We start from the raw sequence: 15,507 nt of genomic DNA on the forward strand, positions 1-15,507 counted from the left end.
CCCGTATCACCTGCAGTACGACACGAAAGTTCTCACCCTCATGTCTGAGACCACTGGTGCCAGCTACGCAGCCGCGGGCGTCGACATCGAAGCGGGCGACCGCGCCGTAGAGCTCATGAAGGAGTGGGTGAAGAAGACGCAGCGCCCCGAGGTCCTCGGCGGCCTCGGCGGTTTCGCCGGCCTCTTCGACGCCTCCGCCCTCAAGCGCTACGAGCGTCCCCTGCTCGCCTCCGCCACCGACGGCGTGGGCACCAAGGTCGACATCGCCCGGCAGCTGGGCGTGTACGACACCATCGGTCACGACCTGGTCGCCATGGTCATGGACGACATCGTGGTGTGCGGCGCCGAGCCGCTGTTCATGACCGACTACATCTGCGTCGGCAAGGTCCACCCCGAGCGGGTCGCCGCCATCGTCAAGGGCATCGCCGAGGGCTGTGTGCTGGCCGGCTGCGCCCTGGTGGGCGGCGAGACGGCCGAGCACCCGGGCCTGCTGGGCGCGGACGACTTCGACGTCGCCGGCGCCGGTACGGGTGTGGTGGAGGCCGACCGCCTGCTCGGCCCCGACCGCATCCGCGAGGGCGACACCGTGATCGCCATGGCGGCCTCCGGGCTTCACTCGAACGGGTACTCCCTGGTCCGGCATGTCCTGCTGAACCAGGCGGGCCTCTCCCTGGACGCACGCATCGAGGAGCTCGGCCGCACCCTCGGCGAGGAACTCCTGGAACCCACGAAGATCTACTCGCTGGACTGCCTGGCCCTGACGCGCACCACCGAGGTGCACGCCTTCAGCCACGTCACCGGCGGCGGACTCGCGGCCAACCTGGCCCGCGTCATCCCCGACGAGCTGCACGCGACCGTCGACCGCTCCACCTGGACCCCGGCCCCGGTCTTCGACCTCGTCGGAAAGACCGGTGACGTCGAACGCCTGGAGCTGGAGAAGACCCTGAACATGGGCGTCGGCATGATCGCGATCGTCCCCGAGGAATCGACGGATGTGGCCCTCGCCACACTCGCCGACCGTGGGGTCGACGCTTGGGTCGCCGGCGAGATCACAGACCGGGGCGACCACACGACGGGCGCGGAGCTGGTCGGCGACTACGCCTGACCGGCCCGACGGCGACAAAGGCAGCGCAAAACCCGGTCCGGTGGTGGCGAACCACCCCGGACCGGGTCAAACACTGCTAGAGCGTCAAGCGCCGCGGCGATGCGACGCGGGACCGGACTCGCCGTCCTCGTCCTCATCGTCGTCGTTGTAAAGATCCGCGTACTGGGCGTACGGGTCATCGTCGTCCTCGTCATCCTCGAACGGCTCGCCGTTCGGAGGCTGACTCGAAGTCGATGCGCCCAGCTCGCTGGCCAGACGCGACAGGTCAGTCCCGCCGCTGTTGTACTTCAGCTGGCGGGCGACCTTCGTCTGCTTGGCCTTGGCCCGGCCGCGCCCCATGGCTCGACCCCCTCGGTGACGGGGCTCGACGGCCCCAGAGTCTTGACACGCGTTCATGATCTGGAACGGACTCTCCGCAGAGAGACCGGTCCGTAGGGCTTCCACGGTACCTGAGCCCACGCCCATACGGTACGTCGCCCGCATGACGTGCCTGGGCCCAGAACCCTCGAGGCGCCCTGTCCTCGCTGGTCAACCGCGATTTTAACCACTTCTTGGCAGGCGACCCGCCGACGAACGTGAGAGTTCTCTCTAACTGCCCCTCGACGGGTACCCGTCAAACGCGTGGAACGCGCTTCCGACGGCTCGCCGACCGGTTCACCAACCGCGCGGCGCGGCCGCCTCGTGCATCCGCTGCTCGGCGATCCGGTCGGCCGCGGCGGCCGGCGGAACCCCGTCCGTCTTCGCACGCGCGAAGATTGCGAGGGTGGTGTCGTAGATCTTCGCCGCCTTCGCCTTGCACCGCTCGAAGTCGAACCCGCGCAGCTCGTCGGCGACCTGGATGACCCCGCCGGCGTTCACCACGTAGTCCGGCGCGTAGAGGATCCCGCGGTCGGCGAGGTCCTTCTCCACACCCGGGTGGGCGAGCTGGTTGTTGGCCGCGCCGCACACCACCTTGGCGGTGAGGACCGCGACGCTGTCGTCGTTCAGGGCGCCGCCCAGCGCGCAGGGGGCGTAGATGTCCAGGCCCTCGACCCGGATCAGCGCCTCGGTGTCGGCGACCGCGCTCACACCCGTCGGATACGTGTCGAGGATCCGCCGTACGGCCTCCTCGCGCACGTCCGTGACCACGACCTCGGCGCCCTCGTCCCGCAGGTGGCGCACCAGGTGGTGACCCACCTTGCCGACGCCCGCGACACCGACGCGGCGGCCGCGCAGCGTGGGGTCGCCCCACACCTGCTGGGCGGAGGCACGCATGCCCTGGTAGACACCGAACGCGGTGAGCACCGAGGAGTCGCCGGCGCCGCCGTTCTCCGGGGAGCGCCCGGTGGTCCAGCGGCACTCGCGCGCCACGACGTCCATGTCGGCGACGTACGTACCGACGTCGCAGGCGGTGACGTAGCGGCCACCGAGCGAGGCGACGAACCGGCCGTAGGCCAGCAGCAGCGCTTCGGTCTTGATCCGCTCGGGATCGCCGATGATCACGGCCTTGCCGCCGCCGTGGTCGAGACCGGCCATGGCGTTCTTGTACGACATCCCGCGCGCGAGGTTCAGCGCGTCGGAGACGGCCTCCTCCTCGTTCGCATACGGGTAGAAGCGCGTACCGCCGAGCGCGGGGCCCAGGGCGGTGGAGTGGAGGGCGATGACGGCCTTCAGGCCGCTGGCACGGTCCTGGCAGAGAACGACCTGCTCATGGCCTCCCTGGTCCGACCGGAACAGGGTGTGCAGGACCTCAGCGGGTGCGCCGGTTACGTCGGTCACGGTGGTGACTCCTGGGTAAGTAGCGGCGGGTGGAGAACAGCTCCCGTGTGGGTGGCGGGGGCTGTGAGCACGAGATTAGAGCCTGTGGGCCCCGCCATCCGTGCAGTGCTCAGGATCACCCACTCCTGGAGTACGACCGTGCAACGATTTGCATAGTTTTCCCGTCCCTTTGTTGTGCGGGTCCCGCAGGTTTCCGGGAGAGTCGGAGGGGGAGGGAGCAGGCGTGCCCAAGGTGTCCTCGCTGATCGTCCCCTACGCGACCTATCTGCGCGTGTACGAGCCGCTGGCCGCCTTCCCGGAGCCGGAGCGCACCCACTGGGCCCGCTACGCCCGCCGCGCCGACCGGCCCTCGTACCAGGACGAGCTGCGCCGTTCGCTCGCCGACCTGCTGCCCACCCCGCCCGTCCCCGTTCCGGTGCACGAGAGCGGCGACGCCTTCGTGGCGGAGGTCGACGGGATCGTCTGCGTGTGCCCCTGGCGGACCCGGCTGCGCGGCTGGCAGGCACTGGAGGAGCTGCCCGAGGAGCTCCCGGAGTCCGTCCTGGACGCCGTCCTGCCCCCGCTCGTACGCCGCCAGGCCACCCAGGACTACGAGCGCTGGCTGGCCGGCAACCCCGACGCCCGCCCCTGGATCCGCACCGCGACCTGGCAGGTACCGCTGAACTGGTTCGTGCTGGTCGCCGACGAGGAGCGGCGTTTCGACAAGGGGACCGCCGACGTCCCCCCGCTGCTGCGCTACCGCACCCCGATGGTGCAGGCCCGGCGGCGGGTGGCGCGGGCCCTGCGCACCCTGCGGGACGCCATCGACGAGGGGCCGCTCATCGACGGCCTGGTGGACGTGGGGCGCTGGCTGGAGGAGTTCCACCCGCGCTCGCTGGTCGAGCTGGACTACGGGGGCCTGGTGCACACGCTGCCGGCCGGCGAGCTGGAGGACGACCACTCGGCGGCGGACGTGGCCGAGGGCATCGAGGCGCTGCGGCGCGGTGACGGCGCCGGCGCGGGTGAGGCGTACGGGCGGCTCGTGGAGCGGTGGCGGTCGGTGCGGGACCGGCGGTCGGCGAACTGATCTGACGTGGTGTGAGGCGGGCCGTGCGTGACAGGCCGTGCGTGACACGTGTGTGTGACGCACGCTACAGCCGTCGCCTACGTGATCTACGTCACGGCCTTTGAGCTGTGGACAGCGTACGGTCTACGACACTTGTGGAACTGACGGGGCGTAGGTCCCGATCCCGGCTTTTGTCGCAAGGGTGACGGACCGCACTTACGCGGCCCTTGCGCCCCTTGCCCCTCCTCGTGCCAAAATAGGACAAGGAGTCCGGGGAGGGCTCCTTCCGTCCCGCTGTGTTCCATGGTGGCCGGAATCTCAGCATTGCACGCTTTGGGGGGTCTCCGGTGACTCCTGATCGTCCTGTGACTGATCGTCACAGTGGCGTGACTGTCCGCTATGGCATGGTCCATCGGCTTCCGTCGCCGATGAACACCTGGGGGGCAATTCCATCGGTTTGGCCGACGCGGCTGGACAGATGGTGTAGTTGTAGTGCCGAGGACAAGCCGTTCGTCCTATAACCGACTCGACTCGCGTCCGCCATTTCGGGCAACGCGGGTCAAGGTGCAGAATTTAGAGGAAAGAACCGAGAAGGTTCGGTTCTCCCGAGGAGGCCGCTCATGACCGCTCGCACCCCTGATGCCGAGCCGCTGCTGACCCCGGCTGAGGTCGCCACCATGTTCCGTGTGGACCCGAAGACGGTCACGCGGTGGGCGAAGGCCGGCAAGCTCACGTCCATTCGTACGCTCGGCGGGCACCGCCGTTACCGCGAGGCTGAGGTCCGCGCGCTGCTCGCGGGCATCCCGCAGCAGCGCAGCGAGGCCTGAGGCTCGCACAACCGGGCAAAACGGCAGTTCCCCCAACATGCCGTAGCGCCCGAACCCTAGCTCCAAGCGACGCGGGTACTGCCCCAACAGGACCCACGCCCAAGCCACTCAGAGCTCTGCAGGCACGCAACAAGGGTGCGTCGTAGATCGCGCTGGACTCCGCCGGGTCCAGCGCGATCTTTTTTGTGCGCTGAAGCGTGCTCAACCGGGCGGTGTGTGAGCGGGCTTGTCGGAGTCTGGGGAGGGCTGGCGGATCTCCTGTGAGACTGGTGCAATTGCACATATTAAATTGACCAGTTGTAGGACACCGGTAAGAACCCGGGTTTCAAAAACTCATGCAGTGACACCCGTCACACCCCAGGCCCCTCAGTCAGGGGAGGAATTCTCACCTTCGACGGCCCCCTCCGGGCCTCGCAGGGCCGGTACGGCCCGGGGAGCGGAGTCCAACGCCAGCAGCAGCAGGCGATGGCAGATCGGGCAGTGACGCGTCAGATGCCGATACGACGACGCAGCCGACAGATGCGCACGGAGCAACGCCCGCGTCTCGTGCCTGACCGACGCCGCCATACGCCACCTCCGCGGGCCACACAGGGCAACAGAGCCCTGCTTTCTGGGTACCGGCGCAAGGTGACGCCGTCAAGACGGCGTGGGGCCCTGAGGGCGCCCCCAAGGGCTGCCCAAGCGTGCTCCGGGCACGCAAAAGAGCCCGGGCCGAAGCCCGGGCTCTTCAGTAACTGCGGTCCTGACGGGATTTGCTGTACCCGATTGCGGCTGCGCCGCGGGCGCGGCCTCCACCTTGACAGGGTGGCGAGGCGTTGCGGTTGGCGGCAGCGGCATGCGCAAGGGGCCCGCACCCTTGCGAGATGCGAGCCCCTATCAGCTCAATGCGGTCCTGACGGGATTTGAACCCGCGGCCTCCACCTTGACAGGGTGGCGAGCACTCCAAACTGCTCCACAGGACCAGGTTTTGCGGCGCTTGCTGCTGCGTTGCGCTGCGAGAAGGACTCTACAGGAGGGTGAGCCCCCTGGTCGAACTCACCCCGCGTGCGCACGTCGTCACGGTGCGGCGGCGTCGATGGCCTTCACGATCCGCTTGTCCGAGACGGGGTACGCCGTACCCAAGGCGTGCGCGAAATAGCTGACCCGGAGCTCCTCGATCATCCACCGGATGTCCAGGACGGAGGACGGGACGGGCCGGCCCTCGGGCATCTGCTCCAGGAGCCAGGCGTACTCGTCCTGCATCTCGTGGACCTTCTCCATGCGCGTGGTGTCCCGCTGGACGTTCGTCGGCATCTGCTGGAGCCGCCGATCCGCCGCCACCAGGTACCGCATCAGGTCCCCCAGCCGACGCACCCCCGCCTCCGTGACGAAGCCGGGCCGCACCAGGCCGTCCAGCTGCTTCCGTACGTCCTGGAGGTTCGCCAGCAACGCAGGACTCCGTACGGCCTTCAGACGGCGCTCACACGCCTGCCACGCGGCAAGGACCTGCTGCACCTGCCCCACCGCACGGCCCGTCGCGTCCACGATCTCCGCACGCACCTTGTCGAACAGCTTCCGGTACGACTCCTCGTCCCACGCGGGACCGCCGAAGTCACCGATCAGCTTGTCCGCCGCCGCCATCGCGCAGTCGTCGAACAGCGCCTGGACCGAGCCGTGCGGATTGGCGGACAGCGCCAGCTTCTGAGCGTTGGTCAGGCGATCGCTCGCGAACTTTCCCGGGTTCACCGGGATATTGCGCAGGATCAGCCGACGCGTGCCCTTCCACATCGCCTCCGCCTGCTCGGCCTCCGTGTCGAAGAGCCGCACGGAGACCGTGTCCCCGTCGTCCACCAGCGCCGGGAACGCCTTCACCGGCTGCCCGGCACGACGGGTCTCGAAGACACGCGACAGGGAGCCGATCGTCCAGTCGGTCAGCCCCTTGCGCTCCAGGGACTCACCACCCTGACGCTCCGCCGTCGCCGCGGCGGCCTGCGACAGCGCCTGGCGGGCCTTCGGCTTCAGCCGGAGCTTCAGCGCCTCCAGATCCTTGTCCTCGGCCAGCTTGCGCCGCCGCTCGTCCACGATCCGGAAGGTGATCCGCAGATGGTCGGGAACCCGCGACCAGTCGAAGTCGTCCGCGGTGAACGGCACCCCGACCGTCCGCTTCAACTCACGCGCCATCGTCACCGTCAGCGGCTCCTGCAAGGGCACCGCCTTCTCCAGGAACGCCCTCGCATAGTTCGGAGCCGGGACGTAGTGGCGGCGGATCGGCTTGGGCAGGGACCTGATCAACTCGGTGACGACCTCCTCCCGCAGCCCCGGGATCTGCCAGTCGAAGCCCTCGTCCGTGACCTGGTTCAGCACCTGGAGCGGCACATGGACCGTCACACCGTCCGCGTCCGCACCCGGCTCGAACTGGTACGTCACCCGGAACTTCAGCGGGCCCTGCCGCCACGAGTCCGGATAGTCGGCCTTCGTGACCGCCTCCGCCGACTCCCGGATGAGCATCTCCCGCTCGAAGTCCAGGAAGTCCGGCTGCTCCTGCCGCTTGCGCTTCCACCACGAGTCGAAATGGGCGCCCGACACCACGTGCTCCGGCACCCGCTGCTCGTAGAAGTCGAACAGCGTGTCGTCGTCGACCACGATGTCCCGACGCCGCGCACGGTGCTCCAACTCCTCGACCTCACTGAGAAGTCGGCGGTTGTCGGCGTAGAACTTGTGGTGCGTACGCCAGTCGCCCTCCACCAGAGCGTTGCGAATGAAAAGCTCCCGGGAGACCTCCGGATCGATCCGCCCGTAGTTCACCTTCCGCTGGGCGACGATCGGCACGCCGTACAACGTGACCTTCTCGTACGCCATCACCGCCGCCTGGTCCTTCTCCCAGTGCGGCTCGCTGTACGTCCGCTTCAGCAGGTGCCCGGCGAGCGGCTCGACCCACTCCGGCTCGATCTTGGCGTTGACGCGGGCCCACAGACGACTCGTCTCCACCAGCTCCGCCGACATCACGAACCGCGGCTGCTTCCTGAACAGCGCCGAACCCGGGAAGATCGCGAACTTGGCGCTGCGGGCGCCCAGGTACTCGTTCTTGTTGCCGTCCTTCACGTCCTTCATGCCGATGTGCGAGAGCAGACCGGCGAGGAGGGAGACATGGATCCGGTCGCCCGGGGCGTCGTCCTCGTTGAGGTGGATGCCCATCTGCTTGGCGACCGTCCGCAGCTGGGTGTAGATGTCCTGCCACTCGCGGATCCGCAGGAAGTTCAGATACTCCTGCTTGCACATCCGGCGGAACGACGACGAACCGCGCTCCCGCTGCTGCTCACGGACGTACCGCCACAGGTTCAGGTAGGCGAGGAAGTCGCTCGTCTCGTCCTTGAACCGGGCGTGCTGCTGATCGGCCTGGGCCTGCTTGTCGGCCGGACGCTCGCGCGGATCCTGGATGGACAGCGCGGCCGCGATCACCATGACCTCGCGGACACACCCGTTCTTGTCGGCCTCCAGCACCATGCGCGCCAGCCGCGGGTCGACGGGCAGCTGGGCCAGCTTCCGGCCGTTCTGCGTGAGCCGCTTGCGCGGGTCCTTCTGCGCGGGGTCGAGCGCGCCCAGCTCCTGCAGGAGCTGCACACCGTCACGGATGTTGCGGTGGTCCGGCGGGTCGATGAAGGGGAACTTCTCGATCTCGCCGAGGCCGGCCGCGGTCATCTGCAGGATGACGGAGGCCAGGTTCGTACGGAGGATCTCCGCGTCCGTGAACTCCGGCCGCGCCTCGAAGTCGTCCTCGGAGTACAGCCGGATGCAGACACCGTCGCTCGTACGACCACAACGGCCCTTGCGCTGGTTGGCGCTGGCCTGCGAGATCGGCTCGATGGGCAGCCGCTGGACCTTCGTGCGGTGGCTGTAACGGGAGATCCGGGCGAATCCGGGGTCGATGACGTACTTGATCCCCGGGACGGTCAGCGACGTCTCGGCGACGTTCGTGGCCAGAACGATCCTGCGACCGGTGTGCGGCTGGAAGACCCGATGCTGCTCGGCGTGCGACAGCCGGGCATAGAGGGGCAGCACCTCAGTGAACCGATACTGCTTCTTCGTGAGCGCGTCGGCCGTGTCCCGGATCTCCCGCTCACCGGAGAGGAAGACGAGGATGTCGCCCTTCCCCTCCCCCATCAGCTCCTCCACCGCGTCCGTGATCGCGGTGATCTGGTCCCGGTCGGAGTCCTCCGAGTCGTCCTCCAGAAGCGGCCGGTACCGCACCTCCACGGGATACGTCCGGCCGCTGACCTCGACGATCGGGGCATCACCGAAGTGCCGCGAGAAACGCTCCGGATCGATCGTCGCCGAGGTGATGACGACCTTGAGATCAGGCCGGCGCGGCAGCAACTGGGCCAGATACCCCAGCAGGAAGTCGATGTTGAGGGACCGCTCGTGCGCCTCGTCGATGATGATCGTGTCGTAGGCGCGCAGCTCACGGTCGGTCTGGATCTCGGCCAGCAGAATGCCGTCCGTCATCAGCTTGACGAAGGTCGCCTCCGGATCGACCTGATCCGTGAACCGCACCTTCCAGCCGACAGCCTCCCCGAGCGGCGTCTCCAACTCCTCCGCCACCCGCTCCGCCACGGTCCGGGCCGCGATACGACGGGGCTGGGTGTGCCCGATCATCCCCTTCACCCCGCGCCCGAGCTCCAGACAGATCTTCGGAATCTGCGTGGTCTTGCCCGACCCCGTCTCACCGGCCACGATCACGACCTGGTGATCACGGATCGCCGCCGCGATGTCATCCTTCTTCTGACTGACGGGCAGCTGCTCGGGATAGCTCACGGCCGGCACACGCGCCGTGCGCGCGGCCATCCGGGCCTCGCCCTTGACCACCTCCGCCTCGATCTCTGCGAGAACGGCGGCCCGGGCCTCGGGCTTACGGATCTTGCGCGCACCTTCGAGCCGCCGCCCGAGCCGCTGCGCGTCACGCAGCGAAAGCTCGGTCAGACGGGAGGCGAGGGCGCCGAAGGCGGGGGCAGGGTGCGTAGACATACGGAACCCAGGATCTCACCCCCGCGAAATTCGTGGCGAACGCTTTTGCCGGGCATGCGCGAAGGCCCCGACCGGAAGATCGGGGCCTCGGGTGTGACAAGGGGCCGGAGTCGCCCTAGTCGCGCAGGTACTCCCACGCGACCCAGCCCCACTTGCCCTTGTTCGCCCCGGACGTCACCTTGCCGTATTCCCAGTTCGTCCCGCCCTTGTTGGTGAGGCAGTGGCCGGTGAACTTCGTGCCCTTGGCCAGGATGCCCAGGGAGGTGGAGCCGGTCCCCGGGTTCTTGCGGAGGTTCACGTTCGCCGTGACCGTCTCCGCCAGGGGGACCGGGAAGGTGGTGTCCTTGGTGCAGGCGGCGGGCAGGGCAGAAGCGGCGGGAGCGATGGCCACCAGACCGCCGAAGAGAGCGGCGGCGGACACCGTCGCTGCCGCGAGTCGCCCGAAGGCACGCATGGCTTACCTCTTTCACATTTCAGGGGTGCACTAGTTTCAGGGGTGCACTGGATCCGCGGCCAGCGTAACGATCATGGTCCGCCTCCAGCGGAGCCCTCACGCAATCGGGACGTTGTCCAGAGTCCTCGCACAACCGGGGTGTTCCCTTCCGGGAACGCACTCCGGGACCACGCGTTTCGCGTGGTCCCGCTGTCGACACGAAAACGGCCCCACCGAAAATCTTCGGTGGGGCCGTATGCCCTGATGAGGGCGGTTGTGGCTGGGGCCGGGGTCGAACCGGCGACCTATCGCTTTTCAGGCGATCGCTCGTACCAACTGAGCTACCCAGCCACGAGGCTTCCGGGGAAACCTCAGCGGTCCTGACGGGATTTGAACCCGCGGCCTCCACCTTGACAGGGTGGCGAGCACTCCAAACTGCTCCACAGGACCAAGCTGTGTGTACGACAGTGTCGCACACGGTGTTGCGTGCCCCCAACGGGATTCGAACCCGTGCTACCGCCTTGAAAGGGCGGCGTCCTAGGCCGCTAGACGATGAGGGCTATCGGCCCGCCTGGGCGCTTCTCAGCGCGTCGGGGACGTGAGAAGCATATGGGATGGCGGGAGGTATCGCCAAAACGGTTTACCGGCGGGTGGAGGCGGGGGCGGGGGAGGGACTGGGCGAGTTCGGCGAAGGGGAGGCCGGGGCGGAGGGGCCCGGGGACGGTGTGGTCGCGGTCGGGGAGGGGGTGGCTCCCGGCTGGTTCTCCTTGGGGAGGTGGCGGCTGACCTCGGCTGTCGTGAGGCCCAGGCCGCCGAGTTTGATCTCGTCCCAGGCCTGGAGGCGGCGGGTGTCCCGGTCGAAGTAGAGGATCGACGCCTCGATGGGGTCGGGGTACTTGCCCTCGACCGCGCGGAGGCCGCTGCCGCCGGTGGAGCCCTCGATGCGCAGGCGGGTGCCCTTCTTCATGACCTCCATCCCCTCGTGGTGGAGATGGCCCGCCAGTACGAGGGGCACCTCGCCGTCCGTGCCGCGGGCGGCGGAGGGCTCGTGGGCCATGGCGACGTCCACGGGGTTTCCGGCGGCCTTCTGCTCGCGCAGGGCCTGAGCCAGTCGGGCGCCCGCCAGGTCCTCGGACTCCTCGGCGCCGGGCTTGTTCGAGCGGTCGGGGGTGAACTGCGGATCACCGATGCCGGCGAAGCGCAGGCCCGCGATGGTCGTGGCCCGGCCCCCGTCGAGGACGTGCACGTTCTTCATGCGTTCCAGGTAGCGCTGGGTGACCTGGGAGTCGTGGTTGCCGCGGACCCAGACGTAGGGGGCGCCGAGGTCCTGGATCGGGTCGAGGAAGCCGTTCTCCGCGGCCGTGCCGTGGTCCATGGTGTCGCCGGTGTCGACGATGACGTTCACCTTGTACTGCTCGACGAGCGAGGCGATGATCTTCCAGCTCGCCGGGTTCAGGTGGATGTCGGAGACGTGCAGGACGCGGATGGTGGTGGGGTCCGGCGCGTATGCGGGCAGCGTGGAGGTGACGTCGTACAGCTTCGTCACGTTGGTGACGAGGCGGGCCAGTTCCTTCTGGTAGACGTCGAACTCGGTGACGATGCTGCGTGCGTTGCCGACCAGGGAGGGCGCGGAGGAGAGCAGGCCGGAGAACCTGGGTTCCAGGACGGACTTGGGGTTCCAGGTGGCGTAGGCCGTGGCTCCGGAGGCCGCGAGGAGGGCCAGGGCGAGGCCGCCGGCGGCGAGGGCGCGGCGGGGGCGGCGGTAGACGGCGAGGCCGAGGGCGGTGGCGCCGGTGACGACGGCGACGCAGGAGCGGACGGCGAGGTCGAGGGTGCCGTGTTCGACGTCCTGGGCGATCTCGTCCTGGAGGCCGGTGAGGCGTTCGGGGTGGTCGACGAGGGCCTGGGAGCGGACCGGGTCGAGTTGGTCGACGTTCACGTCCAGGCGGACGGGGGCTATGTGGCTGTCCAGGCTGAGCGCGCCCAGCGGGGAGACGTTGATCTTCGTGCCGCCGGTGAGGGAGGGGCGCAGGGTCATCGTGGTGTTCATGGGGCCGACGGGGGTCCGTACGTCTCCCACGATCAGCAGGCCCAGCCAGGCGCCCACGAGGACGACGAGGACCAGGCCGAGGGCGCGTGTCCAGGGGCGGGGGCGGGGGGCGAGTTCGGGGGCCGGTGCGGGGCGGCGTGAGCGGCGGGCGGGGAGCAGGGCGGCGAGGGGGGCGCGGGCCATTGGTCCCGTATGCCCATGCGCTGGTGCTGATATGCGGTGGGTTGGGGACTCTCGTACGGGGGTGTCGTGCCGGACAATGAGCGTGTGCTGGAGATGACGCGCGAGGACTTCGAGGAACTGGTCGCCGAGGCGCTGGACCGGATTCCGCCGGAGTTGACTCGGTTGATGGACAACGTCGCGGTGTTCGTCGAGGACGAGCCGCCGGCGGAGGATCCCGAGTTGCTCGGGCTGTACGAGGGGACTCCGCTGACCGATCGCGGGGAGTGGTACGCGGGTGTGCTGCCGGATCGGATCACGATCTACCGGGGGCCGACGCTCAGGATGTGTGAGTCGCGGGAGGAGGTCGTCGAGGAGACCGAGGTGACGGTGGTGCATGAGATCGCGCATCACTTCGGGATCGACGACGCGCGGCTGCACGCTCTGGGGTACGGGTAGGTCGCGGTGCCGGACAGGCCGACGCCGGGGTGCGGTGCGTGTCCTCGGCGTGGCGCGTGTCCTCTTGTGGGCGGGGGGAGTTGGGCAGGTTGACTCCCTCACCCTCGGAGGTGGCTGCTCGTGCGCCCCTTGTACGTTCCCGTCCGTCTGGCTGTCACGGTCGTGGCCGTCGCCGCTGCCGCCGGTTGCATGAGTGTGGGTGACGACGCCGGGGGGAGTGTGAAGCCGTCGCATTCCGCGGGGCAGCGGGGCGGCGCCGGGCCGGACGGGGGGCCGGCCGTGTCGGGTGGTGGTGCCGGGGTGGGGGTGGCCGCCGGGGACGGCAGACGTGGGCACGGGAAGGGCAAGCGGGGTGGGTCCGCGGCGCCCTCGGCGTCGCCGTCTCCCGGTGCGAGTGCGTCGGCCTCGGCGTCGGTCGCACCGGGGCGGACGGAGAAGCCGGAGGATCCCCCGCCGACGAAGGCGCAGCCGACGCCGACCCGGACGGTGCCGGATCCGCAGCCGCCGCAGCCGTCGCCGGAGCCGCCGCCGCAGCAGCCGTCGCCGACTCCGACGGCGGCGGAGCCGTCGTCGTCGGCGCATGAGCCGCAGCCGCCGGGGCCGCAGTTGGAGCAGCGGGAGCCGGCGCCCACTGCGGGGTCGCCGGTGTGATGTCCGCTGTGATGCCCGCTGTGATGTCCGCCGCAGTCGCGCGGGCGGCGAGAGCGTGGTGGCGAGGTCGCTGAGCTGCGGTGACGGGGGCGATTTGCGTTGGGGGGCAGGGGGTGCGTATGGTGGTAGATCGTTTGATCCCATTTGCCCGGCGCCAACGCAGAGCGCGCCGTGTGGCGCGTACTCTCCCTTGCCGTGGCGGACCGCATTGAGGCGGTCGAATGCGAACACGGAGTTGACGGGCGCGTGCCGACGAGACTCCGGAAGGTTTCGCATTCGCATGTCCATTTCCAGTACTGATCACGTCGTCGTGCCCGAGAACGCCGAGGGTGCGGCCGTCGAGGAGACTCCCGAGGTCACCTTCGCGACCCTCGGTCTTCCCGAGGGCGTCGTGCGCAAGCTCGCGCAGAACGGCGTGACGGTCCCCTTCCCGATCCAGGCGGCGACCATCCCGGACGCCCTGGCCGGCAAGGACATCCTCGGCCGTGGCCGCACCGGCTCCGGCAAGACCCTCTCCTTCGGTCTGCCGACGCTGGCCACGCTGGCCGGCGGTCGCACCGAGAAGCACAAGCCGCGTGCGGTGATCCTCACGCCGACGCGTGAGCTCGCCATGCAGGTGGCGGACGCGCTCCAGCCGTACGGCGACGTCCTGGGCCTGAAGATGAAGGTCGTCTGCGGCGGTACGTCGATGGGCAACCAGATCTACGCCCTCGAGCGCGGTGTCGACGTCCTCGTCGCCACGCCGGGCCGGCTGCGCGACATCATCAACCGTGGCGCCTGCTCGCTCGAGGACGTGCAGATCGCGGTTCTCGACGAGGCCGACCAGATGTCCGACCTGGGCTTCATGCCCGAGGTGACGGAGCTGCTCGACCAGGTCCCGGCGGGCGGCCAGCGGATGCTGTTCTCCGCGACGATGGAGAACGAGATCAAGACCCTCGTCGACCGGTACCTGAACAACCCGGTCAGCCACGAGGTCGACGCCGCCCAGGGCGCCGTCACCACGATGTCGCACCACATCCTGATCGTGAAGCCGAAGGACAAGGCGCCGGTCACCGCGGCCATCGCCTCCCGCAAGGGCCGCACCATCATCTTCGTGCGCACCCAGCTCGGCGCCGACCGTGTCGCCGAGCAGCTGCGTGACGCGGGTGTGAAGGCGGACGCGCTGCACGGCGGTATGACCCAGGGCGCGCGCACCCGGACGCTGGCCGACTTCAAGGACGGGTACGTCAACGTCCTGGTCGCCACGGACGTCGCGGCTCGCGGTATCCACGTCGACGGCATCGACCTGGTGCTGAACGTGGACCCGGCCGGTGACCACAAGGACTACCTGCACCGGGCGGGCCGTACCGCGCGCGCCGGCCGCACCGGCACGGTCGTGTCGCTCTCCCTGCCGCACCAGCGGCGCCAGATCTTCCGGCTGATGGAGGACGCGGGCGTCGACGCCGGGCGTCACATCATCCAGGGTGGCGCGGCCTTCGACCCGGCGGTCGCCGAGATCACCGGTGCCCGGTCGATGACCGAGGTGCAGGCCGAGTCGGCCGGCAACGCCGCTCAGCAGGCGGAGCGCGAGGTCGGTCAGCTGACCAAGCAGCTGGAGCGGGCGCAGCGCCGCGCGACCGAGCTCCGTGAGGAGGCCGACCGGCTGGTGGCGCGGGTCGCGCGCGAGCGGGGTGAGGACCCCGAGGCCGCGGTGGCCGAGGCGCAGGCGGTCGCTGCGGCGGCCGAGGGTGCCGTGGAGGTCTCCGTGCCGGAGCAGCCGGCCGCGCAGGACGTGGACCGCGGCGAGCGCGAGGAGCGTGCGGCGGGTTCGTCGTCGTACGAGCGCCGTCCGTTCAACCGTGACCGTGACGGTGACCGTGGTGGCCGTTCGTTCGAGCGTCGTGACGACCGCGGTGGCTTCCGCCGCGACGACCGTCGTGATGACCGCCGTCCGTTCAACCGTGACCGTGACGGTGACCGTGGTGGCCGTTCGTTCGAGCGTCGTGACGACCGCGGTGGCTTCCGCCGCGACGACCGTCG

At 69.2% G+C, this 15,507-nt stretch carries 11 protein-coding genes and 4 tRNA genes; 5 read left to right on the top strand and 10 right to left on the bottom strand.

The genetic code is table 11. The features are described 5' to 3' along the window. The first annotated feature begins 40 nt into the window (after positions 1 to 40). On the top strand, positions 41 to 1,105 hold the full coding sequence (gene purM, locus ACGFNV_RS33825; RefSeq protein WP_393627757.1) for a phosphoribosylformylglycinamidine cyclo-ligase: 1,065 nt from the start codon (positions 41 to 43) through the stop codon (positions 1,103 to 1,105). Between the two features lie 84 nt (positions 1,106 to 1,189). Here purM and ACGFNV_RS33830 read toward each other — a convergent pair whose 3' ends face one another. After that, entirely contained in the window at positions 1,190 to 1,444 is a 255-nt protein-coding gene (locus tag ACGFNV_RS33830; RefSeq protein WP_133927882.1) for a DUF3073 domain-containing protein, read from the bottom strand. Positions 1,445 to 1,759: 315 nt separating this feature from the next. Continuing rightward, entirely contained in the window at positions 1,760 to 2,863 is a 1,104-nt protein-coding gene (locus tag ACGFNV_RS33835; RefSeq protein WP_393627759.1) for a Leu/Phe/Val dehydrogenase, read from the bottom strand. Between the two features lie 223 nt (positions 2,864 to 3,086). On the opposite strand from ACGFNV_RS33835, the gene ACGFNV_RS33840 reads away from it, so the two are divergent. Together ACGFNV_RS33840 and bldC are read left to right on the top strand one after the other, a co-directional pair. Beyond that, complete coding sequence (locus ACGFNV_RS33840) at positions 3,087 to 3,929, top strand: hypothetical protein (protein WP_393627760.1); 843 nt, start codon at positions 3,087 to 3,089, stop codon at positions 3,927 to 3,929. 599 nt (positions 3,930 to 4,528) lie between these two features. Then, on the top strand, positions 4,529 to 4,735 hold the full coding sequence (bldC, locus tag ACGFNV_RS33845) for a developmental transcriptional regulator BldC (protein WP_003949541.1): 207 nt from the start codon (positions 4,529 to 4,531) through the stop codon (positions 4,733 to 4,735). A 366-nt stretch (positions 4,736 to 5,101) separates the two neighbouring features. On the opposite strand, the gene ACGFNV_RS33850 is transcribed toward bldC, so the two are convergent. From ACGFNV_RS33850 to ACGFNV_RS33885, 8 genes are all read right to left on the bottom strand, one after another. Continuing rightward, positions 5,102 to 5,302 (bottom strand): DUF6274 family protein, encoded by a 201-nt coding sequence (locus ACGFNV_RS33850; RefSeq protein ID WP_393627762.1) that lies wholly within the window; start codon positions 5,300 to 5,302, stop codon positions 5,102 to 5,104. Positions 5,303 to 5,622: 320 nt separating this feature from the next. Then, a tRNA-Asp gene (locus tag ACGFNV_RS33855) sits at positions 5,623 to 5,697 on the bottom strand. Between the two features lie 94 nt (positions 5,698 to 5,791). Then, entirely contained in the window at positions 5,792 to 9,736 is a 3,945-nt protein-coding gene (gene hrpA, locus ACGFNV_RS33860) for an ATP-dependent RNA helicase HrpA (protein ID WP_393627764.1), read from the bottom strand. Between the two features lie 115 nt (positions 9,737 to 9,851). Continuing rightward, the gene (locus ACGFNV_RS33865; RefSeq protein ID WP_393627766.1) at positions 9,852 to 10,190 is read right to left on the bottom strand and encodes an SH3 domain-containing protein; all 339 of its coding nucleotides are present in this window, start codon (positions 10,188 to 10,190) and stop codon (positions 9,852 to 9,854) included. Between the two features lie 256 nt (positions 10,191 to 10,446). Next, positions 10,447 to 10,520 (bottom strand) — tRNA-Phe (locus ACGFNV_RS33870). A 24-nt stretch (positions 10,521 to 10,544) separates the two neighbouring features. Then, positions 10,545 to 10,619 (bottom strand) — tRNA-Asp (locus tag ACGFNV_RS33875). Between the two features lie 37 nt (positions 10,620 to 10,656). Further along, a tRNA-Glu gene (locus tag ACGFNV_RS33880) sits at positions 10,657 to 10,729 on the bottom strand. Between the two features lie 80 nt (positions 10,730 to 10,809). After that, positions 10,810 to 12,402: a metallophosphoesterase gene (locus tag ACGFNV_RS33885; protein WP_393627768.1), complete on the bottom strand. Its 1,593-nt coding sequence runs from the start codon at positions 12,400 to 12,402 to the stop codon at positions 10,810 to 10,812. An 84-nt stretch (positions 12,403 to 12,486) separates the two neighbouring features. Here ACGFNV_RS33885 and ACGFNV_RS33890 point away from each other — a divergent pair, with 84 nt between their 5' ends. Further along, positions 12,487 to 12,837, top strand: a complete 351-nt coding sequence (locus tag ACGFNV_RS33890) for a metallopeptidase family protein (RefSeq protein ID WP_208299007.1) — start codon at positions 12,487 to 12,489, stop codon at positions 12,835 to 12,837. 931 nt (positions 12,838 to 13,768) lie between these two features. Then, positions 13,769 to 15,507, top strand: a 1,739-nt coding sequence (locus tag ACGFNV_RS33895) for a DEAD/DEAH box helicase (protein ID WP_393627770.1), incomplete at its 3' end; no start/stop codon positions are given.

Origin of the sequence: Streptomyces sp. NPDC048751, from assembly GCF_043198595.1 — a bacterium.
In the GTDB taxonomy this organism is placed as follows: domain Bacteria; phylum Actinomycetota; class Actinomycetes; order Streptomycetales; family Streptomycetaceae; genus Streptomyces.

What these genes read in the sequence shown, in the direction of transcription:
- purM (WP_393627757.1), top strand. Translation starts at nt 41, where the DNA reads ATGTCTGAGACCACTGGTGCCAGCTACGCAGCCGCGGGCGTCGACATC.
- ACGFNV_RS33830 (WP_133927882.1), bottom strand. Translation starts at nt 1,444, where the DNA reads ATGGGGCGCGGCCGGGCCAAGGCCAAGCAGACGAAGGTCGCCCGCCAG.
- bldC (WP_003949541.1), top strand. Translation starts at nt 4,529, where the DNA reads ATGACCGCTCGCACCCCTGATGCCGAGCCGCTGCTGACCCCGGCTGAG.
- ACGFNV_RS33850 (WP_393627762.1), bottom strand. Translation starts at nt 5,302, where the DNA reads ATGGCGGCGTCGGTCAGGCACGAGACGCGGGCGTTGCTCCGTGCGCAT.
- hrpA (WP_393627764.1), bottom strand. Translation starts at nt 9,736, where the DNA reads ATGTCTACGCACCCTGCCCCCGCCTTCGGCGCCCTCGCCTCCCGTCTG.
- ACGFNV_RS33865 (WP_393627766.1), bottom strand. Translation starts at nt 10,190, where the DNA reads ATGCGTGCCTTCGGGCGACTCGCGGCAGCGACGGTGTCCGCCGCCGCT.
- ACGFNV_RS33885 (WP_393627768.1), bottom strand. Translation starts at nt 12,402, where the DNA reads ATGGCCCGCGCCCCCCTCGCCGCCCTGCTCCCCGCCCGCCGCTCACGC.